A 23,807-nucleotide genomic window follows, 5' to 3' on the forward strand; every position below is an offset into this window, starting at 1 on the left:
GGAGATTTCCGTGTCTGACTTATCAACGCTTCAACAAAGCGCCCGCCGCATTCGCGCCTACGCACTGCGCATGGGCGAAGTGCAAGGACAGGGCTATATCGGCCAGGCGCTCGGGTGGGCCGACGTCCTTGCGGTGGCCTACAAGCACGCGCTGGCGTACAGGCCGGAGGAGCCGAAGTGGGAAGGCCGCGACCGCTTCCTCCTGTCCCACGGCCACTATGCGATTGCCTTCTACGCGGCACTGATCGAGGCCGGGATCATTCCCGAGGAAGAGCTCGAAACCTACGGCAGCGACGACAGCCGGCTGCCGATGTCCGGCATGGCCACCTACACGCCGGGCATGGAAATGTCCGGCGGCTCGCTCGGGCAAGGCCTTCCGATTGCCGTCGGCATGGCGCTGGGGCTGCGTCTGAAGAACAACCCGGCCTTCGTCTACAACTCGATGTCGGACGGAGAACTGGACGAGGGATCGACCTGGGAGGCTGCGATGGGCGCCGCGCACCACCGCCTGCCCAACCTGATCTGCCTGGTCGATATCAACAACCAGCAGGCCGATGGCCCGTCCGGAAAGATCATGGGCTTCGAGCCGCTCGCCGCCAAATGGGAAGCGTTCGGCTGGCACGTGCAGCGCGTCGATGGCAACGACCTGCCGGCCGTCATGGCTGCCTTCGATGCCGCGCGCGCACTGAAGGAAGAAAAGCCGCGCGTCATCTTGTTCGACACATTGATGGGACGGGGCGTCCCCTTCCTCGAGACGCGGGACAAGAACCATTTCATCCGCGTCGACCCGCCGGAATGGCAGCAAGCCATCGCCCATGTCGACAGCGCGCAATCCGAAGGAGCCCTGTGATGAGTACCACCACCGAAAAGAAGCCGAGGCTCACGACCTCCGCGATGATCGCCTCCATCGCCAGCGAAGGCCAGCGCGTGACAGCGGCGCCGTTCGGCAAAGCCCTGGTCGAGTTGGGCCGCAGCCGTCCGGAGATCGTCGGGATGACGGCCGACCTTGCCAAGTACACCGACCTGCACCTGTTCGCGAAGGAGTATCCCGAGCGGTTCTTCCAGATGGGCATGGCCGAGCAGTTGCTGATGGCGGCCGCGGGTGGCATGGCCAAGGAAGGATTCATTCCCTTTGCGACGACGTACGCCGTCTTCGGCACCCGCCGGGCCTACGACTTCGTGCATCAGGTGATTGCGGAAGAGAACCTCAACGTCAAGATGTGCTGCGCGCTGCCGGGGCTGACCACCGGCTATGGACCGAGCCACCAGGCCACCGAAGACCTGGCATTGATGCGCGGCATCCCGGGCCTGACGATCATCGACCCTTGCGACGCGCTCGATATCGAGCAGGCCGTACCCCAGATGGCCGACCATCAGGGCCCCGTCTATATGCGGTTGCCGCGCGGCAATGTGCCGCGCGTATTGGACGAGTACGACTACAAGTTCGAACTCGGCAAGGCCAAGCTGATTCGCGACGGAAAAAGCGTACTGGTGATCGCCAGCGGCTTCATGACGATGCGCTCGCTCGAGGTCGCCGAGCAACTCAGGAATGACGGCGTCGATATTGCCGTGCTGCACGTGCCCACGATCAAGCCGCTGGATGAGGCAACGATCCTTGCCGAAGTCCGGCGGCTGGGCCGGCTGGTCGTGGTGGCGGAGAACCATTCGGTGATCGGCGGCCTTGGCGAGGCGGTGGCGGGCCTCCTGATGCGCTCGGGAGTCTCGACGGCCTATCGCCAGATCGGCTTGCCCGATGCGTTCCTCGACGCGGGCGCCCTGCCGACACTGCATGACCGCTACGGCATCTCGGCGCAGATGATGAGCCGGCAGATCAAGGGCTGGGTATGAGCCCGGCGGCCAAACAGTCTCCCTGCATAGACACGACTGCCAGGAAGAAGGTGGGGTTCATCGGGCTGGGCGCGATGGGCCGCGGCGCCGTCGGCAACCTGATTGCAAAGGGCTTCGACGTGGTGGGTTGCGACGTACGTCCCGAAGCACTCGAGTGGCTGCAAGCGCAAGGCGGCATTCCAGCAAGCTCGCTTGCCGAGATGGCCGGCCAGGTCAGCGTGGTGGTGTGCTTCGTCGTCAATTCGCGGCAGACCGAAACCGTGCTCTTTGGCGACAACGGCCTGGTCGGGAAGCTGGCGGCCGGAACCGTGTTCATCACTTGCAGCACCATGGATCCAGGCTATGTTCGTGCGCTTGAAGGGCGGCTGGCGCAGCACTCGATCTGGCTGGTCGATGCGCCGGTCACGGGGGGCGCCGTCGGCGCGGAACGCGGACAACTGACAATCATGGGTTCCGGAAAGCGCGAGGCCTTCGAGCTTGCGCGTCCTGTGCTCGAGACCTTCGGCACCCGCGTGCACTACCTGGGCGCGGCTGGCTGCGGTGCGCAGATGAAAATTCTCAACCAGCTGCTCTGCGGCGTCCATCTGGCTGCGGCGGGAGAAGCGCTCGCACTCGCAAGGCGCCAGGGGCTGCCGCTGGATCTCACGCTGGAGATTCTCTGCAGCGGAGCGGCCGGGTCCTGGATGCTCGCGGACCGGGGCCCCAGGATGATCGCGGGCAAGTTCGACGACATTACGTCGGCGGTCGATATCTTCGTCAAGGACATGTCCCTGGTGCTCGACGCGACGCGCGAATCGCGATTTCCTGCCGCGCTCGCACATGCTGCATACCTCGCCTTTCTCGGCACCGCGGCGCGGGGACTTGGTGCGCAAGACGACTCCGCCGTGACAACAGCCTACGAAGTCGCCACGAAGTCATGACGGCCGCAGGCCGGCCACCTCGCGCAGCCGCCGGTGCGCCGCATCGTCCCAGGCAACGGGCTGCTGGTTCTTCGCATGCAGATAGTGGTGCGTGAACACCGCGAGGTAGGCATCCAGCGTCTCTTCGGCAACAGGCTCGCCCGCCAGGCTCATGCACATCGCGGCCACCTCGCTGGTGCAGAAGTGGTCGTCGCGGCCGGAGTTGCGCAGCCTGTATTGCGTGATCCGCTCCGGCTGCAGGCTCAGGACCGGCAGCCGGTCGAGATAAGGGCTTCTGCGGAACATCTTGCGCGCCTCGGCCCATGTCGCGTCGAACAGGATGAAGAGCGGGCGTTTCGCGCTGCCACTGCCGTCCGTTCCCGGCGCCGGAACGGCCAGGACCACGCGCTCAGGCTCCGCATATTGCCCCGGGAACACCACGTAGGGCTGCCATTGCGGATCCTCCAGCAGCGCCAGCAGCGCGGGATCGGTCTCGGTGCGGGCCCAGCCGAAGGCGAAGGTATCGGCCACCACGTCGGCGACCAGCCACCCGGTGTTGGTGGGCTTGAGCGGCTCGATGTCGGCCATGAGCAGGCACACCCCCGCGCGCGTTGCCACCGAAGGACGCACGGCGCACATGCAATGGCTGGGCACCAGGCGGCAGCCCGCGCAGCGCTCGCGCTTGAAGCCGCCACGGGCGAGAACGGGTTTGGCGCTGCGCGCCAGGCGCGCGGCGCGAAGGAGGGAGACGGCGTGGGGCATGCACCGATTCTCGGCGGCTCCTGGACGCCCGGTGTGCAGGAATGCGCTGGGCGGGCTAGATCAACTGCAGATCCTTCGGCGCCACCCCGTCGAACACCCGCGCGAGCTGTGCCGGCGAAAGGCCGTACATGCGCCTGAACAGCCCGCCGAACACCGCGCGGTATTCGTTGAGCACCGGGTAGTCGCGGTTCTGGAACAGCGTGGCCTGCGCCACTTCCTGCTGCTCGCCCACGATGCGCCCGCCGGCCTGCGCCGAGAGTCCGCCGCCGAGCACCCAGTACACGCTGCCGTGCCCGTGGTCGGTGCCGCGGTTGCCGTTCTCGCGGAAGGTGCGGCCGAACTCGCTGATGACCACGACCACGGTCTGGCGCCAGGCGTCGTCGCCCATCTCCTCTGCGAAGCCGGCCACGCCGCGGCCCAGTTCCTCGAAGCGGTTGGCAAGGTAGCCGGTGGCGCCGCCCTGCCCCACGTGCGTGTCCCAGCCGCCGACGTCGACAAAGCCGAGGTCGAAGCGCTCGCGCATGAGCCGCGCCATGCGGCGCGCGACGAGTTCGAAGCCCTTGGCCGTCATGGCGTTGCGGCTGGCCGCGTCCATCTCGGCCTGCATGGCGCGCACCACGTCGTCGCGCACCTGGAAGCCCTCGGCCACCGGCTGTGCCAGCGCCGTGTTGCGGTACATCGCCGAAATCACCTCGCTCTGGCGTGCATCGATCGAGGGACGCGCGCTGCCCGCGAGCGCCATGTTGGCGGCCTTGGCGCTGCCGCGCATCGCGATCGGCAGCTGGTTGGTGAACGCCATGGGCGACACGCCGGCCAGCGGCCCGGCACCGAGCACGGAGGCCAGGCGGTTGAGAAAGCCCGAGCCATAGTCGCGGCGCTTGTCGAGCGCCTGGCCCAGCTCGATCGAGTCCTGCGTCTCGAAGTGGCTGCGCGTGAGGTCGTCGGTGCCGGCGAAGGCGATGAAGGAAGCCTGCTTCTGCTCGAACATCGGCATCAGGCTTTGTGCCAGCGCGGGGTGCAGGCCCCAGCTGCCGTCCAGCGGCAGCGCGCCGCCGGGCATGCCGGGCCGGGCAATGGCGATGTTGGGGCGCGAGGCGTAGTAGAAGTCGCTGTCCGTGGGCACGAGCAGGCTGGCGCAGTCGTAGGCGCCGCGCAGAAACACCACCAGCAGCTTGGCGCCTTCGGCCGCGGGCGCGGCCATCAGCCGGCCGGCGGCGCCCGCGAACGGAACGGCGGCCATGAGCTTGAGCAGTTCTCGGCGTTGCATGGCGGTGTGTCCTTTCCTCGTCATCAGCGGCGCATCAGTTCCGGCGACGCCAGCAGAAAGGTGTTCCACTCCTGCGGGTTCCTCGCCTGCACCAGCGCCTCGCGCGTGTCCGCGCCCAGCCCCGCCTGCATGGCGCGCACCGCGTGCGAATCGGCCAGTGGCGGGAATGCGGGTTTCTCCAGCGGCGCCTTGTCGTCCGTGCGGAACAGCACGGCGCCATTCGCACCGATGGCGCGCGCGATCTCGAAGCGCGTGTTCATCTGCCCCGCGCTGGCCCAGGCGGCTTCGTTGAGCGGATAGCCGTCGGGCGTCTCGTGGCCGTACAGCGGCTCGCCCATGCGGTTGATCCAGCCGAGCAGCGGGCCCACGTTCGTCACCACGCGGTCGTCGTACGCGAGCCGCACGCCGGCGATCACGTAGTGCACCGGGTCGCGGAACTTGCGCCCGAGCGAGGCGGCGAATTCGGGCGACTCGAACATCGCCTTGAGCGTGAGGGCGATGTCGCCGTCGCTGCGCGTGAAGGCCGCCGCCATGCGTTCGACCAAGGCCTGCGGCGGATCGTCGGAGACGAAGTACACGGCGAGCTTGCGCGAGATGAAGCGCGCGGTGGCCGGCGCGCGCGCCAGGCGGTCGAGCGCCTCGTCGGCCTCGGCCAACCCGCGGCTCTGGATCGGCTGGCCCAGCAGCGTCTTCGGCCCGTAGTCGTGCCGGTTGGGGTTGAACTCGAACAGGCCCCGGCGCACATAGTCGGCGCGCAGGGCCGGCCGCACGTTGGGCGGCGGCGCATCGAGCGGCTGGTAGCTCACGCCCACGCCGGTGAGCACGCGCGCCAGCTCCTGCACGTCGGCTTGCGAATAGCCGCCGCCCACGCCCATCGTGTGCAGCTCCATCAGCTCGCGCGCGTAGTTCTCGTTGATGCGGTTGGCGGCGTTCTGCGCGTTGTCGAGGTAGCGCAGCATCGCGGGGTGGTGCAGCGTGGCGCCGAGCAGGTCGCGGAAGCTGCCGAGCGCATGCGGGCGGATGGCGTTCTCTTCGTAGTCGCCCACCATCGCGCGGATGTTGTCCTTGCGCAGGTTGACGTTGAAGTGGTTCATCCAGAACCACGTCATCTGCTCCTGCAGTTGGTTGGGCGAATAGAGAGCGCGCAGCACGAAGCGCTGCTGCGCCTCGCGCGCCAGCTCGTTGAGCTGCCGCTGGTAGGCCTGGCGCGCGGCCTTCTTCTGGTCTTCGTCGGGCAGCGCGTCGGCGGCCTTGCGCTGCGCGTCGAGTCCGGTGACGAGCTGGTCGAGCGGCGTGCGCGAAACGGCCATGGCATCGATCTGCGCCTGCGCGGCCGGCGGCAGCGGCGCGGGCCGCGGATTGAGCTGGTCGCGCATCCACAGCGGCAGGCCGCGCCGCGCCAGCTGCGCCTCGCTGCTCGCATTGGCACCCCAGCCCACGCGGTCGAGCCAGCGCAGCCGCGCGGCTTCGTTCATGGGTGCAGAAGGCAGGGACACCGACACCAGCGGCCGATGGTTCCCCGGCGCGCCCGCGCAGGCCGCGAGCAGGGCCAGCGCGCATGCGCCCAGCGCCCTCGGCACGCGGCGCGGGGAGAACAACAACCACGGCGAAGCGGCGGCCGCCACCGCATTCACTCCGTGCGCAGGTCGTGGCGGCGCACGTCGCCAATGGCGTGCTGCGCGGTGCCGAGCGCCACGTCGACGTGCGCCAGGCCGCGCTGCTGGTATGGCCGCGAGCGCGGGTCGTCTTCTTCGCGCGCCACGTCGGAGCGCACCTTGCGCAGCAGGTCGACCGCCGCATGCAGGCGGCCCTGGCGCGGCAGCCACGCATCGGTGGGCTCGCGCCATTCGACGGGCTTGCCGTCGAGCCATGCCGCGTGCTGCAGCTCGCCGATGGCGGCGTGGATCTCGTCGAGCACCACCTGCTCGTCGCGCGAGACGTTCCCGTCTTCGGGGCGGCGGTGCTCCACCTTCCAGGCGGCCATGCGCAGGTCGGACAGGGCGTGCAGGTAGAACGGGTGCTTGCCGTATTCGTCGGCCAATGCGGGCAGCGAGGCCGCGGCCATGAGAACGAGTGCGGCGATGAGGCTTTTCTTCTTCATCTTCGGAGCTCCTGTGAGTGACGGCGGTTCAAGGACGCTTCCTCAACCGCCGTGCCCCGCTCCGCGTTGACGCACTTTACCTTCGCAGCGCCGTGCAAGGCAGTGCCTAAGCTCCAGCTAAGTCAGGCAACCGCCACGCTGGCAGGTGCAGCGCCGGCAATCTGGCGCAAGGCGCGCTCGAACACCTCGACCGGCTGGCCGCCCGAGATCAGGTGCTGGTCGTTGATGATGATCGCGGGCACCGAATGGATGCCGGCGTCGGTGTACATGCGTTCGCGCTCGCGGGTTTCGCGGGCGAATTCGTCGCTAGCCAGAATCTCGCGGGCCCGTGCCGCATCGAGCCCGGCCTCGGCGGCCAGGCGCACCAGCACCTCGTGGTCGGAGGGGTTCTGGCGGTCGGTGAAGTAGGCCTTCAAGAGCAGCTTCTTGAGTGCCGCCTGCCTGGCCGGGCTTTCGAGCTCGGCCCAGTGCAGCAGGCGGTGGGCGTCGAAGGTGTTGTAGATGCGCGGCCGGCCCTCGGGGCTGAACTCGAAGCCCACCTCGGCCCCGCGCTGGCGGATCATCTCGCGCGACTCTGCCTGCTGTTCACGCGTGGAGCCGTATTTCTGGCTCAGGTGCTCGAAGGTGTCCTGGCCTTCGGGCGGCATCTGCGGGTTCAGCTCGAAAGGCTGGAAGTGCAGCTCCGCCGTGATGCCGGGCGCGACGCGCCGCAGCGCCGCCTCGAGCGAACCCAGGCCGACGGCGCACCAGGGGCAGGAGACATCGGAAACGAAATCGATCTTGAGATGGGAGGTCATGCCCGCCATTCTTCATCGCGCCGACGCCCTTGGTGCGCGCAAGGTCTTCAGGCCGCTGCCTTGGCGATGCGTGCGGTGGCGAGCGTCTCTTCGCGCAGCCGGTCGTACTCGAGCTTGTCGACCGGCACCGCATCGGGCTTGCCCAGGTCGTTCATGTGCACGCGGTAGGTTTCGCGTGCGCTCAGGGCCGAGACCGCGGCAATGGCGCAGATCGCCAGCGTGATGGCGCCGACGGTCAGCGGGATGTTGGCGGCGCCGGGAGGCGCGACCGCCACGAACAGCGCGGGCAGCAGCGCGGTGATCGCGGTGCCGATGTTCTGCGAGATCGCCATGCCCGAGACGCGGGTGCGCGTGGGGAACATCTCCGGATAGAAGCTCGGGAACACGGCGTTGTAGCCCTGGTAGACCACGCCCCACATCAGCAGCGACATCACGATGGCCAGCGGCACGTTGTGGATGCTGATGGCATACAGGTAGCCGAACGACAGCAGGCCCGAACCGATGGCACCCACGGCGATCGGCAGGCGGCGCCCGACCTTGTCCGACAGGTTGCCGACGAACGGGATCACGATCACGGCCAGGATGTTGCCCATCACCGGAATCCAGAGGTAGATGTCCTTCTCGAAGTTGATGCCGTAGCCCGGCTGCACCGCGTAGGCGGCGCCGAAGATGGTCGCGACCACCGGGATCACGTTCATCAGCGAGCACAGCAGCACGCGCAGCATGTCGCCCCAGCTCTCGGTCACGGCTTGGATGACGGGCGCCTTCGGCACCTGCGCGCTCTTCTCGACTTCGGCAAAGGCGGGGGTCTCCTCCACTTCCCTGCGGATGATGTAGCCGGCCACGATGACGATGAAGCTCAGCAGGAACGGAATGCGCCAGCCCCAGGCGTTGAAAGCGTCCTTGTCCATGTAGTGCGCGAGCGGCAGGAACACCGCGGCCGCCATGATCTGGCCGGCCTGCACGCCCTGCAGCGTGAAGCTCGCGAAGAAGCCGCGGCGTCCGAACGGCGCGTGCTCTAGGATCATCGAGCTCGCGCCCGAGATCTCGCCAGCCACCGCAAAGCCCTGGATCAGGCGCAGCAGCACCAGCAGCGCGGGCGCCCACAGGCCGACCTGGTCGTAGGTGGGCAGCAGGCCGACGGCGACGGTGGAAAAGCCCATCAGGAACATGCACAAAATGAGCACCGTCTTGCGGCCGTGCGTGTCGCCCCAGTGGCCCAGCAGCAGCGCACCGATCGGCCGTGCGACGTAGCCCACGCCGTAGGTCGCGAGCGACGCGATGATCGCGATCTGCGGGTCGCCCTTGGGAAAGAAGATCTGCGGAAAGATCAGCGCCGCCGCAGTGGCGTAGATGAAGAAGTCGTAGTACTCCAGCGCCGAGCCGATCCAGCCGCTCGCGGTGGCCTTCTTCGACTGGTGCTTGCCTTTCGGCTCGTGGGCCGTGATGGTTGCCATGGTTTGTCTCCGGGTTGACGAAAAGAATCTTTATTGCTGCGCCTGCGATGCCATGCGCGCGGGTGCGTTGAGCGCGCCGTAGGCGTCGTAGCCCGCGGTGCGCTGTGCCAGTTCGAAGAAGAGTCCGCCTTCGATGTTCTCGGTGTAGATGTGCAGGTAGTCGCCCGTGGGGGAGCGGTCGAACAGCACGCCCGCGGCGCGCAGCTTTGCGAGCAGCACAGGGTCCAGGTCGATGCGCGTGGCCAGGTCGTCGTAGTAGTTGTCCGAAATGGGCACGAAGCGCGTGCCCGCGGCGCGCAGCCGCGCCACGCTCTCGAAGATGTCGTCGCAGCGCAGCGCAATGTGGTGCACCGCGCCGCCGCCGGTCAGGCTCAGCGTGCGCGCGGTGCGGGTGCGCTGGCTCAGCGACACGTTGAGCACCAGCCGCACGCTGCGATCGGCGTTGGCCACGCCGCGGCTGCGGATCAGGCCGAAGGGGTCGGCCAGCTCCAGGCTTTCGCCGGGCTCCAGCCCCAGCACGGCGCGCGTGAACAGCACCCAGGTGTCGAGCTGGTCGAGCGCAAGGCCGAGCGCCACGTGGTCGACCTGCGCGAGCCCGGCGCCGCGGACATCGGCCGCGGCGTCTTGCTCGAGGATGAAGTCGGCCTCGTACAGGCCGTTGGTGCCCAGGGCCTCGGGCACGAAGTGGATCAGGTTGCCGCCCGGCGCCACGATGGCCGGCACGCGCAATTCGTTCGGGCCGACCGGGCTGTCGTGGCGCTGCGAGCGCATGGCAGTGGCGCGCTCGACCGCGGCCTGCGGATCGGCGCAACGCACGCCCAGCGCGCACACCGAGGTGCCGTGCGCCTCGAAGCGGCTGCGCGCGAACGAATCCGGCTGCGCATTGACGATCAGGTTGATTTCGCCCTGGCGGTACAGCGCCACGGCCTTGGAGCGGTGCCGGCCGACGCGGCGGAAGCCGAGCTGCTCCAGCAGCGCGCCGAGCGTGCCGGCCGAGGCCTCGTCGGCCGCGAATTCGATGAACGACAGGCCCGAGAGCGCCGGCACGGGCGGCGGGCTGAACAGCTCGACCTGCGGCTTCAGTGCCGGCGCATCGGCAGCGGAAGCCAGCCGCTGCCGCGCCTCGCTTTCGAGGTACAGCAGCGAGCGCATGGCGTCCACCGCGGTGCGCCGGTTGGGCGTTTCGCGGAACAGGTCGTTGAAGATTTCCAGCGACAGCGCGCCGGTGTAGCCCGCGCGCAGCACCTGCTCGAAGAAGCCGATCACGTCGAGATCGCCCTGCCCCGGGAACGAGCGGTGGTGGCGCGCCCACTGCAGCACGTCCATCGACAGCAGCGGCGCGTCGGCCATCTGCAGGAAGAAGATCTTGTCGCCCGGAATGGCGGCAATGCCCGTGGCATCGTCCTTCAGCGACAGCGTGTGGAAGCTGTCGAGGATCAAACCAAGGTGCGGGTGGTCGGCCTGCTTCACGATGTTCCAGGCCTGGCCGTACAGCGAGGTGTGGCGGCCCCAGGCCAGCGCCTCGAAGCCCACGCGAAGGTTGCGGCGCGCGGCGCGTTCCGCGAGCTCGTGCAGCTGCGCGGCGGCCAGCGCCGGGTCGTTCACCGAGGGCGGCGAGGTGTTGGAGCAGCACAGCATCAGCGGCGCGCCCATGGCCTCCATCAGGTCGAACTTGCGCTCGGCGCGCTCCAGGCTGCGGCGGAACTGCGCCTCGGGCATGCCCTCGAAATCGCGGAACGGCTGGTACAGGTCGATCGAGAGGCCGAGGTCCGAGGCGATGCGGCCCAGCTCGGCGGCGCTGCCCTTGAAGTTGACGAAGTCGGCCTCGAACAGCTCGATGCCGTCGAAGCCTGCGGCCGAAACGGCTTCGAGCTTCTGGCGAAGCGTGCCGCTGAGGGAGACGGTGGCAATGGAGCGATGCATGGGGGTGACTGTAGGAACAGCCGCCGCCGCCCACAACGCTCCACATGTGCCCAGCGTTCGATCATCGGACGCGTGCGTGCATTGTTCGCACGGATTAGGGGTTAGACCTAGGGCCGTCCCCCGGGCTCGGAGCCCGCACTTCTCAAAGGCTGCGCCAGTAATCGATCAGCAGCTGCGTGAACTCGACCGGCCGCTCCACCGCGCTCAGGTGCGCCGCGTCGATGGTGGCCAGGCGCGCGCCGGGAATGGCGGCCGCAATGGCTTCGGACATCGCCAGCGGCGTGGCCTCGTCCTGCAGGCCCGCGATCACCAGCGTGGGCACGGCGATACGGCGGTTGCTGTCGCGGAAATCGATGGCGGCCACCGCGTTGCAGCTTTCGATGTAGCCCTGTGCATCGGTGCGCACCAGCACGTCGTGCAGCGCCTCGGCCGCGGCCTTGCCCTCCTGCGTGGTGACGTAGCCGTGCGTGAGCCAGCGCGCCACCGCGCCCGGCGCAATGGCGGCCACGCCCTTGGCGGCGACCGTCTCGGCGCGCGCGCGCCAGGGCGACTGGTCGGGGTAGTGGGCCGACGAATTCGCGATCACCACGCTGCGCAGCAGCTCGGGATGGCGCACCGCCAGCGCCTGCGCGGTCATGCCGCCCATCGACAGGCCGACGAAGTGCACCGGCTCCCCGCCGGCCTCGCGCTGGATGAGCTCGGCCGCGTCCTGCGCCAGCGTCTCCACGCGCAGCGCACCCGGCACCACCTGCGAGCCGCCATGGTTGCGGTGGTCGTAGCGGATCACGGTGTGGGCGCGCGCAAGCTGCTCGGCCACGCCGTCCCACATGTGCAGGTCGCAGCCCAGCGCATGGCTCAGCACGACAAAAGGACCGCTGCCTTCGCGGACGACGTTCAAACGGGTCATGTTGATTCCTTTTCTTTGATCGGATGTTGAAGACGGGGCAGCCAGAGGAACGCGATGGCCAGCAACCCGCAGCCCGCGAGCAGCATCGGAACGACCATCGGCCAGGCGCCGTTCGAAAAATTGGTGTCGACGAACTGCGCGGCCACCTGCCCGACGCTGAACGCCACCATCATCATGCCGAAACCCGACCACGACACGGCCCGCCCCGCAAGGTGCGGCAGGTCGCCCACGGCGCCGGCCTGGCCGCAGGGCTGGTGGATGCCGTGGCCCAGGCAATAGACCGCGTGGCCCGCGAGCAGCGGCAGCGCGCTGTGCGGCGCCAGCCAGCAGCCCAGCGCCTGGATCGCCGCGCCCGTGATGCTCAGCGTGGCGCCCAGCTGCACGGTGCCCACCGGCCCGTACCGGCGCAGCAGCCGCCGGCACATCGTGGTGCTGAAGATGTAGACCAGCGAGCCGCCGGCGGGAATCCAGCCGTACATCGCGGGCGACCAGCCCAGGTAGCCGATGTAGACCATCGGCGACAGCAGCAGGAAGCAGAAAAGGCCGCCGTAGGTGGTTGCGGCCACCGAGGCCCAGGCCCGGAAGCTGCGGCTCGCGAACACGGCGCGGGTGCTGCCGCGCGGCGCCGAAGGCTCGCCCGCCAGCGGCCGCCGCGTTTCCGCGAACGAGCGCCAGCAGAGGGCAAGCAGCACCAGCGCGTAGAGCGCCATCGACGCCATCACCCAGCGCCAGCCGGCGCCCTGCACCAGCCATGCGCCCAGGAGCGGCGCCAGCAGCCCCACCACGCCCAGGCCCGTGAGCCCGCGCGCCATCACGTGCGGACCTTCGTGCGCGGGATAGAGGTCGCGCACCGCGGCGCGCGCGCACACCAGGATGGCCGCCATCGAAAAGCCCTGCAGCGTGCGCCAGCCCGCGAGCACCGCCACGCTGCCGGCGAAGGCGCCGCCCAGCGCCGCGATCGCGTAGCAGCCGAGCCCCGCCAGCAGCACCGGCCGGCGGCCGAAGCGGTCGGCCAGCGGGCCGCACAGCAACTGTGCAAAACCGAAGGCCAGCACAAAGAGCGTGAGGCTGGTGCTGGCCGAGCCCAGCTCCTTGGCGATGGCGGGCAGCGCGGGCAGGTAGCTGTCGGTGGCCACGGGCTGCGCTGCGAGCAGCAGCGGCAGCAGCAGGCCGAAGCCGATCTCGAACCGGTCCTTGCGGATGCGCGGCCCGGTCACTGGGCGGCCGCGGCCAGCAAGCCCTTCTCGCGCAAGATGCCGGCCGCAATGCCGAAGGCGTGGTTCGCCACCGGCACGCCGCAGTAGATGGCCGCCATCATGATGACTTCCTTGATGTCCTCGGGCGTGAGGCGCGATTCGGGCGGGCCGTCGAGCGCGGCGCGCACGTGCATCGCGAATTCTTCATAGGCGTGGATGCCCAGCATCATCGACAGCACCATGTAGCGGCGCGTCTTGTCGCCGAGCGCGGGCCGGCCCCAGATGTCGTTCCAGGCATGGCGGGTGATGAGCTCCTGGAATTCGGCGTTGAACGCGTTGCGGTTGGCGAGCGACTTGTCGACCCAGGCGTCGCCGAGCACGCGGCGGCGGTTGACGAGGCCGGCTTCGTAGTCGTTGGAAGGTGGGGTGCTTGCTTCGTCGGTCATCAGGGGGTGTCTTTCGCAATCAGTTGGGCGCGCAGTGCCGCGACTTGCCGCAGCGCGGTTTCGCCGGCCGGGCCGGCCAGCGCGGGGTCGAACCATTCGTCCGCCGCCTCGCGCGGCAGCTCCGCGCGCAGGGTGTCGATGTTGGCGCGCATGCGCGCCGCGTCGATCTGCAGGCCGGGCAGCGCACTGGCCAACGCACGCGCGCTGCCGTGCGCCGACATCAGCAGCTGCGGCCATTCGGCCAGTTCGGCCTGCCAGCCGCCGAGCGCACGCTCGTGTTCCTGCGGCATCGCGGCCAACAGTGCGGCCACCCGCTGCGGCGCGCGCTGGGCCGCGGCCAGTGCCACCATCGCCGCCACCGGGTTGCGCTTGTGCGGCATTGCGGAGGAGCCGCCGCGGCCCGGCTCGGTGGGCTCTGCCACCTCGCCGACCTCGTACTGGCCCATGAGCGCGATGTCGCGCGCGATCTTGCCGAGGCTGCCCGTGAGCAGCCCCAGCTCGCAGCCGAGCGCGACCCATTCGTCGCGCTGCGTGTGCCAGGTGGCGCCGGCATTGCCGAGGCCGAGCTCGTCCGCCACGCGCTGCACGACGGCCGCGCCCTGCCCCTTCATCTGCGAGAGCGTGCCGACGGCGCCGCCGAGCTGCACGCTCAGCGCATGGCGCGCGGCGCCCCGCAGGCGGGCCCGGCTGCGCACCAGCGGCGCGGCCCAGCCGGCGCACTTGAGGCCGAAGCTCGTGACCGACGCAGGCTGCATCAGCGTGCGCGCAAGGATCGGCGTGGCCGCATGCTGCGTGGCGTGCTGCAGCAGCGCCTCGATGGCGCGGTCGACATCGGCCTCGATCAGCGCGATGCCTTCGCGCGTGACCAGCGCCATTGCGGTGTCGATCACGTCCTGGCTGGTGCTGCCGAAATGCACGAAGGGCACGGCGGCGGGATTGAACAGGCCCACGGCCTCCTTCAAGGCCTTGACCAGCGGAATCGCGACGCTGCCGGCGCGGCCGCTGTCGCGCACGATCTTGGCCACGTCGAACAGCTCGACCTTGCAGCTGCCGACGATCGAATGCGCGGCCGTCTCCGGCACCAGCCCGAGCGCGGCCTGCGCGCGGGTCAATGCGGCCTCGAAGCGCAGCATCGCGCCGACGAAGTTGTGGTCGCTGAAGGCGGAAAGCGTCTCGGACGTGGAAAGGAAGCCTTCGAAAATGCTCATGGTGAATGTGTTCTTGCGTCAAAAAAATCGAGCGAGCGCAACCGCATTACACCGCGTCTTCCCTCGCGCCGCACGGCAGCGGGCAGGCGTTGCACTCGCTCAGTAGCTGATCTTCGCCTCGGCGCGCAGCGCATCGGCCGTGGCGGTGCCGAAGCCGAAGAACTCGAGGTACGCGGGAATCATCTCGAACAGCATGTCGGTGCCCACCTGCACGGCGCAGCCCTTGTCGCGGACGGCACGCAGCAGCGGCGTGTATTCGGACTTCATGACCACTTCGCCGACGAAGGTCGAGGCCGCGATGCGGTCCACGTCGAAGGGCAGCGGATCGCCCTCCTTCATGCCCAGCGGCGTGGCATTGACGACGAGGTCGAAGCCGGCCGGATCGTTCGAGCCGGTGGACACGGCCAGCGCCGGGTAGTGCGTGCGCAGCCGCCCGGCCAGCGCTTCGGCCGAAGCCGCGTAGGCATCGAAGAGCGCGATTTCCGCCACGCCGGCCGCGGCCAGCGAAGCGGCAATTGCCGAGCCCACGCCGCCGCTGCCGGAGACCAGCACGCGCGCGCCCTCGAGCACGCAGCCCTTGCGCAGCACGCCGCGCACGAAGCCGGCGCCATCGAACTGGTCGCCCACCAGCGTGCCGTCGGCGCGCTTGAGCACCGCGTTGCAGGCGCCGGCGATCTTTGCCGTTGGCGTGACTTCGTCGACCAGGCCCATGGTCGTGATCTTGTGCGGCATGGTCACCAGCGCACCGCGGATGTTGGTGAGCCGGAACAGCGCGGCGAAGGTTGCCGGATAGTCCTCGGGCTTCACGCCCATCGGCACCACGACGGCGTCGATGCCCTGCTTCTCGAACCAGGGGTTGTAGATCATCGGCGCCTTGAAGCTTTCGGTGGGAAAGCCCAGGTGCGCGACGAGGGTGGTCTTGCCGGAAATCATGGAAATCGGCCCGCCCTTATTTGCGGACCTTGGCGATTTCGGCGTACAGCTCCTTGACCACGGCCTCGCCCACCAGGGCGCTGTGCTTGTCCACCACCGGCTTGACCTTGTCGCGCAGGCGCTGCATTTCGGCGGGGCTGAATTCGGTCACCTGCATGCCGGCCTTCTTCAGGTCCTCCAGCGCGGCTTGCGCCTGCCCGCGCGACGTTTCGCGCTCGAACCTGGTGGCTTCTGCGGCCGCCTCGGTCATGATTTTCTTCTCGGTATCGCTGAGGGAATCCCAGAGCTTCTTGCCGACGATCAGCGCCTGCGGGTTGTAGACGTGCTGCGTGAGCGCGAGGTGCTTCTGCACTTCGGCGAACTTCGACGTGCGGATGACCGTGTTCGGGTTCTCCTGGCCGTCGACCGCCTTCTGCTCGAGCGCCGGATAGAGCTCAGGAAAGGGCATCGGCGTGGCATTGGCGCCCAGCGCATTGAAGAGATCGATGTAGATCGGCGACTGGATCACGCGGATCTTCAGGCCCGCCAGGTCTTCCACCTTGTTGATCGGGCGCTTGCTGTTGGTCACGTTGCGGAAACCCAGGTCCCAGTAGCCCAGGCCGATGAGGTTCTTGGCCGCGAGTTCCGAGAACAGCTTCTTGCCGAAAGGCCCGTCGGTCACCGCATCGGCTTCCTGCGGATTGGCGAACAGGAACGGGAAGTCGAAGACCGCGAAGGCCTTGACCTGGTTGGAGAGGATGCCGGCGTTGAGCACGGTCATCTCGATGGTGCCGCCCTGGAGGGCCGACACGGTCTGCACGTCGCCGCCGAGCGTGCCGCCCGGGAACAGCTTGACCTGCATCTTGTTGCCCGACTTCTGCGCGACGAGTTCGCCGAACTTCTTCGCGCCCAGGGCCTGCGGATGGTCGCCCTGGTTCTGGAACGCGAACTTGATCGAACGCTCCTTGATGTCCTGCGCAACGGCGGCGGCCACGGGCAGCAGCAGTGCGATGCCGAGGCAAAGGGCCCGGGTGAGGGTCTTCTTCATGGATGGTCTCCTTGGGGATTGAGTCAAAAAAAGAAACGTGAAACGTGGGGTCAGCCGGCGAACCAGCGCATGGGCACCATCACCAGCGAGGGGAAAAATACGAGCAGGAACATCACGATGAACTGCGCCGTCATGAACGGCAGCACGCCGCGCGTCACCTCGTCCATCTTCATCTTGCCGACGCCCGCCACCACGTTGAGCACCGTGCCCACCGGCGGCGTGATCAGCCCGATGGCGTTGTTGATGATGAACAGCACGCCGAAGTACACCGGGTCGATGCCCGCGGCCTTGACCACCGGCATCAGGACAGGCGTGAGGATCAGGATGGTCGGCGTCATGTCCATGGCCGTGCCGACCGCCATCACGAGCACCATGATCGCGATCAGCAACAGGGTCTGGTTGCCCATGAAGGGCTCCAGCAGGCTGATGAGCTTGCTCGGCAGGTCGGCCACCGTGATGAGCCAGGCCGAAACCATGGCCGCCGCCACCAGGAACATGATCACGGCCGTGGTCTTGGCCGCGCTCACGAAGACCCGGTAGAGCTGCGCGAAGTTCATCTCGCGGTAGACCACCATCGCAACGAACAGCGCGTAGACCGCCGCGACCACGGCCGCCTCGGTGGGCGTGAACACGCCCATCTTGAGGCCGACCAGCACGATCACCGGCAGGAACAGCGCCCAGAGCGACTCCTTGAAGGCCTTCGCGCGCTCGGCGCCGGTGGCCTTGGGCGCAGGCTGGACGTTCTCGCGCTTGGCAACCCACCACCACGCGATGGCGATGCCCGCCCCCAGCATGATGCCGGGCACGATGCCGGCCAGGAACAGCTTGCTGATCGACACGTTGGCGGCCACGCCGAAGATCACGAAGCCGATCGAGGGCGGGATGACCGGCGCGATGATGCCGGCCGAAGCGATGAGCCCCCCGGCGCGCGCCTTGTCATGGCCCGCGCGCACCATCATCGGCAGCAGCAGCGCCGCGAGCGCGGCTGTGTCCGCCACCGCCGAGCCCGACAGCGCGGCCAGCAGGCAGGCCGCCAGGATGGCGACGAAGCCGAGCCCGCCGCGGCGATGGCCGACGAGCGTCAGCGCCAGGTGGACGATGCGCTTGGAAAGGCCGCCGACGTTCATGATCTCGCCGGCCAGCATGAAGAACGGCACGGCAAGCAGCGGAAAGCTGTCGGCGCCGTTCACCACGTTCTGCGCGAGGATCTGCGCATCGAACAGGTCGAGGTGGACCATCAGTGCCACGCCCGAAAGCAGCAGCGAATAGGCAATTGGAATGCCCAGCGCCATGGCGGCGAGCAGCGAGCCGAGGAAGATGAATACGGTCATTGGGGGCTCCGGCTCTCAGCGCTTGCCATGGGGGTTGCCGTCGTCGCGCCCGAGCTGCGCAAGGTCCTCCGACTCCTGCACCATCACGAGCTCCTCTTCGCCCAGCCGGCCGGTGAGCGCGCGCACCAGGTCGCTCAGCAGGAACACCGCCGCCGACACCGCGAACACGATGCCCGAGGCGTAGAAGATCGCCACCGATGCGCCGGTCACCGGCGCCTCCACGTCCCAATTGATTTTTGCCTGCGCCAGGCTGCCGCTGAACAGCAGCCAGGTCGCATACAGCATGAGCAGATGGCCCACCACCAGGCAGATCTTCTTGCCCAGCACCGGCAGGCGGGCCACCAGGAAGTCGGTGCCCAGGTGCCCGCGCTCCTTGACCGCGACCGCCGCCCCCAGGAACGTGACCCACACGAACAGCCAGCGCGACACTTCCTCCGACACGGTGATGCCCGAGTTGAAGGCATAGCGAAGCACCACGTTGCCGAACACCAGCACCACCATGATGGCAAGCGCCAGCGCGATCAGCATGTCGAGCAGCTTGCAGTAGCCGTCGAAAATCCTTGTCATTGCGTCTCCTCCTTGTAAATTGGTTTCCTCTGTCAGGCCACGCTCGGGGATTGGTAGCGCAGGGGCTGCCTGATCTCTGCGGCCATGGCCGGCGGATAGATCAGCTCGCGCAGGAAATCCGCATCCTTGCGCAGCGCTTCGGCCGCATCCTTGTGGCCGAAGTACCCGAAGTAGTGCGGCATCTGCTGGATCAGCATCTCGAAGCCGGCCTGCGCATTGAGGCCGCGCGCGCGCGCCGCGCGCACCAGCGGCGTCGGCTGGTTGCGCAGCAGGATGTCGAACAGCGCGGCATGGCCGTCCATGCGCGCGACGTCCACGGGCAGCGCGTCGGCTTCGTCCAGGCCCAGCGGCGTGGCGTTGATGACGAGGTCGTAGCCTTCGGGCGCATTGCTGTCGACCGCCACCACGTTGGCGTCGAAGAAGGCGTCGAGCTTGGCCGCCACGCCGGCCGCCCTGCCGGCCGAGGTGTCGTAGAAGGCGATGTGCTCGGCGCCGTCGACCGTGCCGCCTTCGGCCAGCGCCACGCCGATGGCCGCGGCGCTCACGCCGGCGCCCAGGATCAGCACCCGCTTGCCGCGGAACGGAATGTTGAAGTGGTCCAGCGCGCCCAAGAGGCCTTCGCCGTCGAACAGGTCGCCCTCCAGCTCGCTGTTCTCGATGCGGCGCACCACGTTGACCGAGCCCGCCACGCGGCCGAACAGGCCGCAGCCGTCGAGCAGGTCGACCGCCAGCGGCTTGTGCGGCGGCGCAATCACCATGCCGCGCACGTTGCGCGCGAGGAAGGCCGACTTGAAGAACACCGCGAAATCGCGCAGCGGCACCTGCACGGGCACCAGCACCGCGTCGATGCCGAAGCGCTCGAAGGCGGCGTTGAACATCCGCGGCAGGCGTACGTTGCGCACGGGGTCGCCGGGAATCAGGTAAGCCAGGGTGCTGCCGCTGATGGAGGTGGTCATGTCTTGCCTCTTTTTTGTACGGCAATCGCTCCAGGACCATTGCCAAGGCGAACTTTAGCCACCTCTCCGTGGATTTCGCTCGGGAATCAAGCCCCAATCGATCGACAATCATCCTTGTTCGTTCGATGATCGTACATAAACAGGGTTTGTCCTGATCCGGCCGAGCCGCCGCGCAGCCCGCCGCACGGCACACTTCGGCCATGAGCACCGATGCCACCGATCTTTCCCCCGCGCCCGCCGGCCTCGACAAGCGCGACTGGATCGCCGGGCTGGAACGCGGCGTGAGCATCATCGAAGCCTTCGACGACGCCCATCCGCGCCTCACCGCCAGCCAGGCCGGCGAACGCACCGGCATGACGCGCACGGCCGCGCGGCGCTACCTGCTGACCCTGCAGCACATGGGCTACGTGGCGAGCGACGGCAAATTGTTCTGGCTCACGCCGCGCGTGCTGCGGCTTGGGCAGTCGTACCTCGACTCGGCCCGGCTGCCGCGCATCGTCCAGCCCTTCCTGCAGCGCGTGGCCGCCGGCACCAGCGAGATCGCCTACCTCAGCGTGATGGACGGCGACGAGGTGGTCTACATCGCGCGCAACGGACCCAACCGCAGCATGAGCACCGGCTACGTGCTGGGCGCGCGGGTGCCGGCGCAGGTCACGGCCGCGGGCATGCTGATGCTCGCGCTGCGCAGCGACGCCGAGCTGGCCGGCTGGCTCGCCACGCGGCAGCTGCAGGTGTTCACCTCGCACACCATCGCGAGCATGGAGCGCATGAAGCTGGAGCTCGCGCGCATCCGGGCACAGGGCTGGGCGCTGTCGGAGCAGCAGCTGGACCTCAATTCGCGCGGCATCGCGGTGCCGCTGCGCGACCGCCACGGCACGCTGGTGGGCGCGCTCAACATCACCATGCCGATGGGCCACGAAAGCTCCGAGGACGCGGTGGCGCGCGTGCTGCCGGTCCTGCGTGAAACCGCGCAGGCCATGCGCAACCTGATCTGACCGACAGCTTTCCGACAGCATCCGTGGGGCAGGATGCGGGCTTTCTTTCACACAAGCGATGGAGACAAGCACCATGTTCGACGACTTCTTCCTGAACGATCCGCAGCCCACGCGCCGCCAATGGCTGCAAGGCGGCAGCGCCCTGGCCCTGGGCGGCCTGCTGCCTTCGCTGGCCTCGGCCCAGGCCGGCTGGCCGAGCAAGTCGGTGCGCTTCGTCGTGCCCTTTGCGCCGGGCGGCAGCTCGGAGATCGTGGCGCGCTCCACCGCCGCCGAGCTCTCGCGCACGCTGGGCCAGAGCGTGTTCGTCGACAACAAGCCGGGCGCGGCCGGCAACATCGCAATGAGCGAGGTGGCGCGCAGCACCGACCAGCACACGATCATCCTCGGCCACATCGGCACGCTGGCGGTCAATCCGTTCATCTTCGCCAAGCTGCCCTACGACCCCAACAAGGACTTCAAGCCCGTGAGCCTGCTGGCCAAGGTGCCCAGCCTCTACGTGGTGCACCCCGACGTGCCCGCGAAGAACCTCAAGGAATTCATCGCCTACGCCAAGTCGAAGCCGGGCAAGCTGAGCTACGGCTCCGCGGGCAACGGCAGCGCGGGCCACCTGGCCTTCGAATACCTGAAGATGACCGCGACGTGTTCATGCTGCACGTGCCCTACCGCGGCACCGGGCCGATGGTGACCGACCTGCTCTCGGGCCGGCTCGACGCCTCGGCCATCGGCGCCGCGGCCATCATTCCGTTCATCAAGGCCGGCAAGGTGCGCTGCATCGCCACCGGCTCGGCCAAGCGCCTGGCGCAGCTGCCCGACGTGGCCACGGTGGCCGAGCAGGGCTTCCCCGGCTTCGAGATGACGCAGTGGTACGGCATGCTCGCGCCGGCCAACATGGAGCCCGCGAACCTGGCCCGGCTCTCGGCCGAGACGATGAAGGCCGTGAAGTCGCCCGATTCGATGCAGCGGCTCACGGCCGATGCCGCCGAAGCCGTCGGCGGCACGCCCGAGCAGTTCGCGCAGTTCATCGCGGCCGAGCAGGCGCGCTGGAAGAAGGTCATTGCAAGGGCAAACATCAAGCCCGACTGACGGCGCAGCCCCTAGCATCGCGCCATGCGCATCCTGCTGGCCGAAGACGAACACACCCTGGGCACCTGGCTCTGCAAGGCGCTGGAGCATGCGGGCATCCAGGTCGAATGGGTGGACGATGGCCGGCTGGCAGACCGCGCCTTGCAGCAGCGCGACCACGACGCGCTGGTGCTCGACCTCGGCCTGCCGGGCATGGACGGCCACACGGTGCTGCAGCGGCTGCGCGAGCGCGACCAGCGGCTGCCCGCGCTGATCCTCACCGCGCGCGATTCGCTGAACGAGCGCGTGGCCTCGCTCAACGCGGGCGCCGACGACTTCCTCGCCAAGCCCTTTGCGCTGGCCGAGCTCGAGGCGCGGCTGCATGCGCTGGTGCGCCGCGCGCGCGGCGTGGAGCATCCGCGCCTGGCCTGCGGCCCGCTCGCGTACGACGGCGCGCGCCGCCAGTTCGTGCTGGGCGGCGAGGCGCTGGCGCTGTCGCCGCGCGAACAGGCGGTGCTGCGCGCGCTGGTGCAGCGCAGCGGCGAGCCGCTGTCCAAGCAGCAGATCCTCGACCGCGTGTTCTCCGACGACGACGAGGTGCATCTGGAAGCTGTCGAGGTGCTGGTCTACCGGCTGCGCAAGCGGCTCGACGGCAGCGGCGTGCGCATCGTGACGCTGCGCGGCCTGGGCTACGTGCTGGAGACCGAGTGAGCATTGCGGCTCGCCTGCGGCGCGCTAGCCTGTGGCAGCGGCTCGCGCTGCTGCTGTTCCCTGCCCTGCTGCTGGTGACCGGCATCGAGCTGTGGATGACGCGGCACGACGCGCTGGCCGCCGCCAATGCGGCCTACGACCGTTCGCTGCTCGGCGCGCTCAAGTCGATCGACGCCAACATCTCCACGGCCTCGGGCGGCCTCTCGGTCGAGCTGCCCTACACGATGTTCGAGTTCTTCGAGCTCACGGCCAGCGGCCAGGTGTTCTTTCGCGTGGCGACCTCCGACGGGCTGGTCGAACTCGGCAGCGCCGACCTGCCCGCGCCGCCCGCCACGCTGGCCATGGGCGTGCCGGCCTTTTACGACGCAACCTACTTCGGCGAGTCCGTGCGGCTGGCGGCCTACCGGCGCGACCTCGACCGCGCGCCGGCCGGCAGCACCGGACGCAGCGTGCTGATCCAGGTGGGCGAAAGCACGCGCTCGCGGCAGGAGTTCACCGCACGTTTTGTCCGCAGCGCCGCGCTGCGCGACGGGCTGGTGCTGGCGATGCTGCTGTGCGGCACCGCGCTTGCGCTTGCGGCGGCGCTGCGGCCGCTGTCGAGGCTGGCGCGCGAGGTGCAGGCCCGCACGCCGGACGACCTGACGCGCATCGCGGAGGCCGACCTGCCGGCCGAGGTACGCCCGCTCGTCGCAGCGGTCAACCAGCAGATGTCGCGCACGCAGGAACTGGTGGCGCAGCAGCGCCAGTTTCTCGACGATGCGTCCCACCAGCTGCGCACCCACCTCACCACGCTGCAGATGCAGGCCGACTACGCGAAGCGCGAGCAGGACCCGGCGCAGGTGCAGGCCACGCTCGATGCGCTCGGCACCGAGATCGGCCGAGCGACGCGCAGCGCGCAGCAGCTGCTTGCGCTGGGCCGCAGCGACACGGTGGCGGTGGAACCCGCCGAATTCGACCTTGCGGCGCTGCTGCGCGAAGTGGCCGTCGACCTGCTGCCGCTCGCGCGCGCCAAGCGCATCGACCTGGGCATCCATGCGCCCGCGCCGGAGTTCTTCGCGGTGGCGGACCGCGGGCTGCTGCGCGAGGCGTTGAGCAACCTTGTGGCAAACGCCGTCGCCTACACGCCGGCCGAAGGCACGATCACGCTCTTCGCGGCGGGCGATGCGGCGGGCTGGAGCCTCAACGTCGAAGACGACGGTCCGGGCCTGAGCGGCGAAGAGCGCGCCGCGCTGGGCCAGCGCTTTCGCCGCGGCGCCCGCGCGGGCAAGGGCGGCTTCGGCCTCGGCCTGGCCATTGCACGCTCCATCGCGCAGCGGCACCGGGGAGAGCTGCGGCTCGAGGCACGCGAGGCAGGCACGGGCCTGCATGCGATCATCTGGTGGCCTCGGCCGGCCGCCAGCTAGCCGGGCGCACA

At 68.7% G+C, this 23,807-nt stretch carries 22 protein-coding genes and 1 pseudogene; 7 read left to right on the forward strand and 16 right to left on the reverse strand.

Going from position 1 to position 23,807, the window contains the following annotated elements; translation table 11 throughout:
* Positions 1 to 10 precede the first annotated feature (10 nt).
* From ACAM58_RS16015 to ACAM58_RS16025, 3 genes are read left to right on the forward strand one after another with little or no spacing between them, the layout of a single operon-like run.
* Positions 11 to 850 carry a transketolase gene (locus ACAM58_RS16015; protein WP_012748409.1) on the forward strand — a complete coding sequence of 280 codons (840 nt, stop codon included), beginning with the start codon at positions 11 to 13 and terminating at the stop codon, positions 848 to 850.
* A complete protein-coding gene (locus tag ACAM58_RS16020) occupies positions 850 to 1,848 on the forward strand; it encodes a transketolase family protein (RefSeq protein WP_012748410.1) in 999 nt (332 codons plus the stop codon). Before ACAM58_RS16015 ends, ACAM58_RS16020 begins: the two co-directional genes overlap by 1 nt.
* Complete coding sequence (locus tag ACAM58_RS16025; RefSeq protein ID WP_369663091.1) at positions 1,845 to 2,768, forward strand: NAD(P)-dependent oxidoreductase; 924 nt, start codon at positions 1,845 to 1,847, stop codon at positions 2,766 to 2,768. The genes ACAM58_RS16020 and ACAM58_RS16025 overlap by 4 nt, the downstream gene beginning before the upstream one ends.
* Here the strand turns inward: ACAM58_RS16025 and ACAM58_RS16030 are convergent.
* From ACAM58_RS16030 to ACAM58_RS16105, 16 genes are all read right to left on the reverse strand, one after another.
* Positions 2,763 to 3,509 carry a tRNA-uridine aminocarboxypropyltransferase gene (locus tag ACAM58_RS16030; RefSeq protein WP_012748412.1) on the reverse strand — a complete coding sequence of 249 codons (747 nt, stop codon included), beginning with the start codon at positions 3,507 to 3,509 and terminating at the stop codon, positions 2,763 to 2,765. The two genes, ACAM58_RS16025 and ACAM58_RS16030, sit on opposite strands and share 6 nt — an antisense overlap.
* A gap of 55 nt (positions 3,510 to 3,564) precedes the next feature.
* Positions 3,565 to 4,776, reverse strand: coding sequence for a DUF1501 domain-containing protein (locus ACAM58_RS16035; protein WP_012748413.1), 1,212 nt, complete (start codon positions 4,774 to 4,776; stop codon positions 3,565 to 3,567).
* 23 nt (positions 4,777 to 4,799) lie between these two features.
* Positions 4,800 to 6,401, reverse strand: coding sequence for a DUF1800 domain-containing protein (locus ACAM58_RS16040; protein WP_369663092.1), 1,602 nt, complete (start codon positions 6,399 to 6,401; stop codon positions 4,800 to 4,802).
* Positions 6,402 to 6,406: 5 nt separating this feature from the next.
* Positions 6,407 to 6,877 (reverse strand): hypothetical protein, encoded by a 471-nt coding sequence (locus tag ACAM58_RS16045; RefSeq protein ID WP_012748415.1) that lies wholly within the window; start codon positions 6,875 to 6,877, stop codon positions 6,407 to 6,409.
* 122 nt (positions 6,878 to 6,999) lie between these two features.
* Positions 7,000 to 7,683: a DsbA family oxidoreductase gene (locus tag ACAM58_RS16050; protein WP_012748416.1), complete on the reverse strand. Its 684-nt coding sequence runs from the start codon at positions 7,681 to 7,683 to the stop codon at positions 7,000 to 7,002.
* A 38-nt stretch (positions 7,684 to 7,721) separates the two neighbouring features.
* Positions 7,722 to 9,131, reverse strand: a complete 1,410-nt coding sequence (locus ACAM58_RS16055; RefSeq protein ID WP_012748417.1) for an MFS transporter — start codon at positions 9,129 to 9,131, stop codon at positions 7,722 to 7,724.
* Between the two features lie 30 nt (positions 9,132 to 9,161).
* Positions 9,162 to 11,054, reverse strand: a complete 1,893-nt coding sequence (locus tag ACAM58_RS16060; protein ID WP_012748418.1) for a sugar phosphate isomerase/epimerase and 4-hydroxyphenylpyruvate domain-containing protein — start codon at positions 11,052 to 11,054, stop codon at positions 9,162 to 9,164.
* Between the two features lie 142 nt (positions 11,055 to 11,196).
* Entirely contained in the window at positions 11,197 to 11,961 is a 765-nt protein-coding gene (locus tag ACAM58_RS16065; protein WP_012748419.1) for an alpha/beta fold hydrolase, read from the reverse strand.
* A complete protein-coding gene (locus ACAM58_RS16070) occupies positions 11,958 to 13,178 on the reverse strand; it encodes a multidrug effflux MFS transporter (RefSeq protein WP_012748420.1) in 1,221 nt (406 codons plus the stop codon). Before ACAM58_RS16070 ends, ACAM58_RS16065 begins: the two co-directional genes overlap by 4 nt.
* The gene (locus tag ACAM58_RS16075; protein ID WP_012748421.1) at positions 13,175 to 13,603 is read right to left on the reverse strand and encodes a carboxymuconolactone decarboxylase family protein; all 429 of its coding nucleotides are present in this window, start codon (positions 13,601 to 13,603) and stop codon (positions 13,175 to 13,177) included. Before ACAM58_RS16075 ends, ACAM58_RS16070 begins: the two co-directional genes overlap by 4 nt.
* Complete coding sequence (gene pcaB, locus ACAM58_RS16080) at positions 13,603 to 14,811, reverse strand: 3-carboxy-cis,cis-muconate cycloisomerase (RefSeq protein ID WP_012748422.1); 1,209 nt, start codon at positions 14,809 to 14,811, stop codon at positions 13,603 to 13,605. The genes ACAM58_RS16075 and pcaB overlap by 1 nt, the downstream gene beginning before the upstream one ends.
* A gap of 99 nt (positions 14,812 to 14,910) precedes the next feature.
* Positions 14,911 to 15,744 carry a shikimate dehydrogenase gene (locus ACAM58_RS16085; RefSeq protein WP_012748423.1) on the reverse strand — a complete coding sequence of 278 codons (834 nt, stop codon included), beginning with the start codon at positions 15,742 to 15,744 and terminating at the stop codon, positions 14,911 to 14,913.
* Between the two features lie 16 nt (positions 15,745 to 15,760).
* Positions 15,761 to 16,771 carry a TRAP transporter substrate-binding protein gene (locus tag ACAM58_RS16090; protein WP_012748424.1) on the reverse strand — a complete coding sequence of 337 codons (1,011 nt, stop codon included), beginning with the start codon at positions 16,769 to 16,771 and terminating at the stop codon, positions 15,761 to 15,763.
* A 50-nt stretch (positions 16,772 to 16,821) separates the two neighbouring features.
* Entirely contained in the window at positions 16,822 to 18,102 is a 1,281-nt protein-coding gene (locus tag ACAM58_RS16095; RefSeq protein WP_012748425.1) for a TRAP transporter large permease subunit, read from the reverse strand.
* 15 nt (positions 18,103 to 18,117) lie between these two features.
* On the reverse strand, positions 18,118 to 18,669 hold the full coding sequence (locus tag ACAM58_RS16100) for a TRAP transporter small permease (protein ID WP_012748426.1): 552 nt from the start codon (positions 18,667 to 18,669) through the stop codon (positions 18,118 to 18,120).
* 32 nt (positions 18,670 to 18,701) lie between these two features.
* Positions 18,702 to 19,625: a shikimate dehydrogenase gene (locus tag ACAM58_RS16105; protein ID WP_012748427.1), complete on the reverse strand. Its 924-nt coding sequence runs from the start codon at positions 19,623 to 19,625 to the stop codon at positions 18,702 to 18,704.
* A 200-nt stretch (positions 19,626 to 19,825) separates the two neighbouring features.
* Between ACAM58_RS16105 and ACAM58_RS16110 the strand changes: the two genes are divergently transcribed.
* The 4 genes and pseudogenes from ACAM58_RS16110 (at position 19,826) to ACAM58_RS16125 (ending at position 23,796) form a co-directional block, all read left to right on the forward strand.
* Positions 19,826 to 20,620, forward strand: a complete 795-nt coding sequence (locus ACAM58_RS16110) for an IclR family transcriptional regulator C-terminal domain-containing protein (RefSeq protein ID WP_012748428.1) — start codon at positions 19,826 to 19,828, stop codon at positions 20,618 to 20,620.
* Positions 20,621 to 20,693: 73 nt separating this feature from the next.
* Positions 20,694 to 21,703 (forward strand): annotated as a pseudogene (locus tag ACAM58_RS16115) (Bug family tripartite tricarboxylate transporter substrate binding protein).
* Positions 21,704 to 21,727: 24 nt separating this feature from the next.
* A complete protein-coding gene (locus tag ACAM58_RS16120) occupies positions 21,728 to 22,393 on the forward strand; it encodes a response regulator (RefSeq protein ID WP_012748430.1) in 666 nt (221 codons plus the stop codon).
* Positions 22,390 to 23,796 carry a sensor histidine kinase gene (locus ACAM58_RS16125; protein WP_012748431.1) on the forward strand — a complete coding sequence of 469 codons (1,407 nt, stop codon included), beginning with the start codon at positions 22,390 to 22,392 and terminating at the stop codon, positions 23,794 to 23,796. Before ACAM58_RS16120 ends, ACAM58_RS16125 begins: the two co-directional genes overlap by 4 nt.
* Positions 23,797 to 23,807 lie beyond the last annotated feature (11 nt).

This window comes from Variovorax sp. V116, assembly GCF_041154435.1.
GTDB lineage: Bacteria > Pseudomonadota > Gammaproteobacteria > Burkholderiales > Burkholderiaceae_C > Variovorax > Variovorax paradoxus.

Excerpts from the sequence above, each read along its gene's own strand:
- ACAM58_RS16030 (WP_012748412.1), bottom strand. The coding sequence starts at position 3,509 with ATGCCCCACGCCGTCTCCCTCCTTCGCGCCGCGCGCCTGGCGCGCAGC.
- ACAM58_RS16025 (WP_369663091.1), top strand. The coding sequence starts at position 1,845 with ATGAGCCCGGCGGCCAAACAGTCTCCCTGCATAGACACGACTGCCAGG.
- ACAM58_RS16075 (WP_012748421.1), bottom strand. The coding sequence starts at position 13,603 with ATGACCGACGAAGCAAGCACCCCACCTTCCAACGACTACGAAGCCGGC.
- ACAM58_RS16120 (WP_012748430.1), top strand. The coding sequence starts at position 21,728 with ATGCGCATCCTGCTGGCCGAAGACGAACACACCCTGGGCACCTGGCTC.
- ACAM58_RS16035 (WP_012748413.1), bottom strand. The coding sequence starts at position 4,776 with ATGCAACGCCGAGAACTGCTCAAGCTCATGGCCGCCGTTCCGTTCGCG.
- ACAM58_RS16065 (WP_012748419.1), bottom strand. The coding sequence starts at position 11,961 with ATGACCCGTTTGAACGTCGTCCGCGAAGGCAGCGGTCCTTTTGTCGTG.
- ACAM58_RS16085 (WP_012748423.1), bottom strand. The coding sequence starts at position 15,744 with ATGATTTCCGGCAAGACCACCCTCGTCGCGCACCTGGGCTTTCCCACC.
- ACAM58_RS16100 (WP_012748426.1), bottom strand. The coding sequence starts at position 18,669 with ATGACAAGGATTTTCGACGGCTACTGCAAGCTGCTCGACATGCTGATC.
- ACAM58_RS16060 (WP_012748418.1), bottom strand. The coding sequence starts at position 11,054 with ATGCATCGCTCCATTGCCACCGTCTCCCTCAGCGGCACGCTTCGCCAG.
- ACAM58_RS16105 (WP_012748427.1), bottom strand. The coding sequence starts at position 19,625 with ATGACCACCTCCATCAGCGGCAGCACCCTGGCTTACCTGATTCCCGGC.
- pcaB (WP_012748422.1), bottom strand. The coding sequence starts at position 14,811 with ATGAGCATTTTCGAAGGCTTCCTTTCCACGTCCGAGACGCTTTCCGCC.
- ACAM58_RS16110 (WP_012748428.1), top strand. The coding sequence starts at position 19,826 with ATGAGCACCGATGCCACCGATCTTTCCCCCGCGCCCGCCGGCCTCGAC.
- ACAM58_RS16050 (WP_012748416.1), bottom strand. The coding sequence starts at position 7,683 with ATGGCGGGCATGACCTCCCATCTCAAGATCGATTTCGTTTCCGATGTC.
- ACAM58_RS16045 (WP_012748415.1), bottom strand. The coding sequence starts at position 6,877 with ATGAAGAAGAAAAGCCTCATCGCCGCACTCGTTCTCATGGCCGCGGCC.
- ACAM58_RS16090 (WP_012748424.1), bottom strand. The coding sequence starts at position 16,771 with ATGAAGAAGACCCTCACCCGGGCCCTTTGCCTCGGCATCGCACTGCTG.
- ACAM58_RS16095 (WP_012748425.1), bottom strand. The coding sequence starts at position 18,102 with ATGACCGTATTCATCTTCCTCGGCTCGCTGCTCGCCGCCATGGCGCTG.
- ACAM58_RS16020 (WP_012748410.1), top strand. The coding sequence starts at position 850 with ATGAGTACCACCACCGAAAAGAAGCCGAGGCTCACGACCTCCGCGATG.
- ACAM58_RS16055 (WP_012748417.1), bottom strand. The coding sequence starts at position 9,131 with ATGGCAACCATCACGGCCCACGAGCCGAAAGGCAAGCACCAGTCGAAG.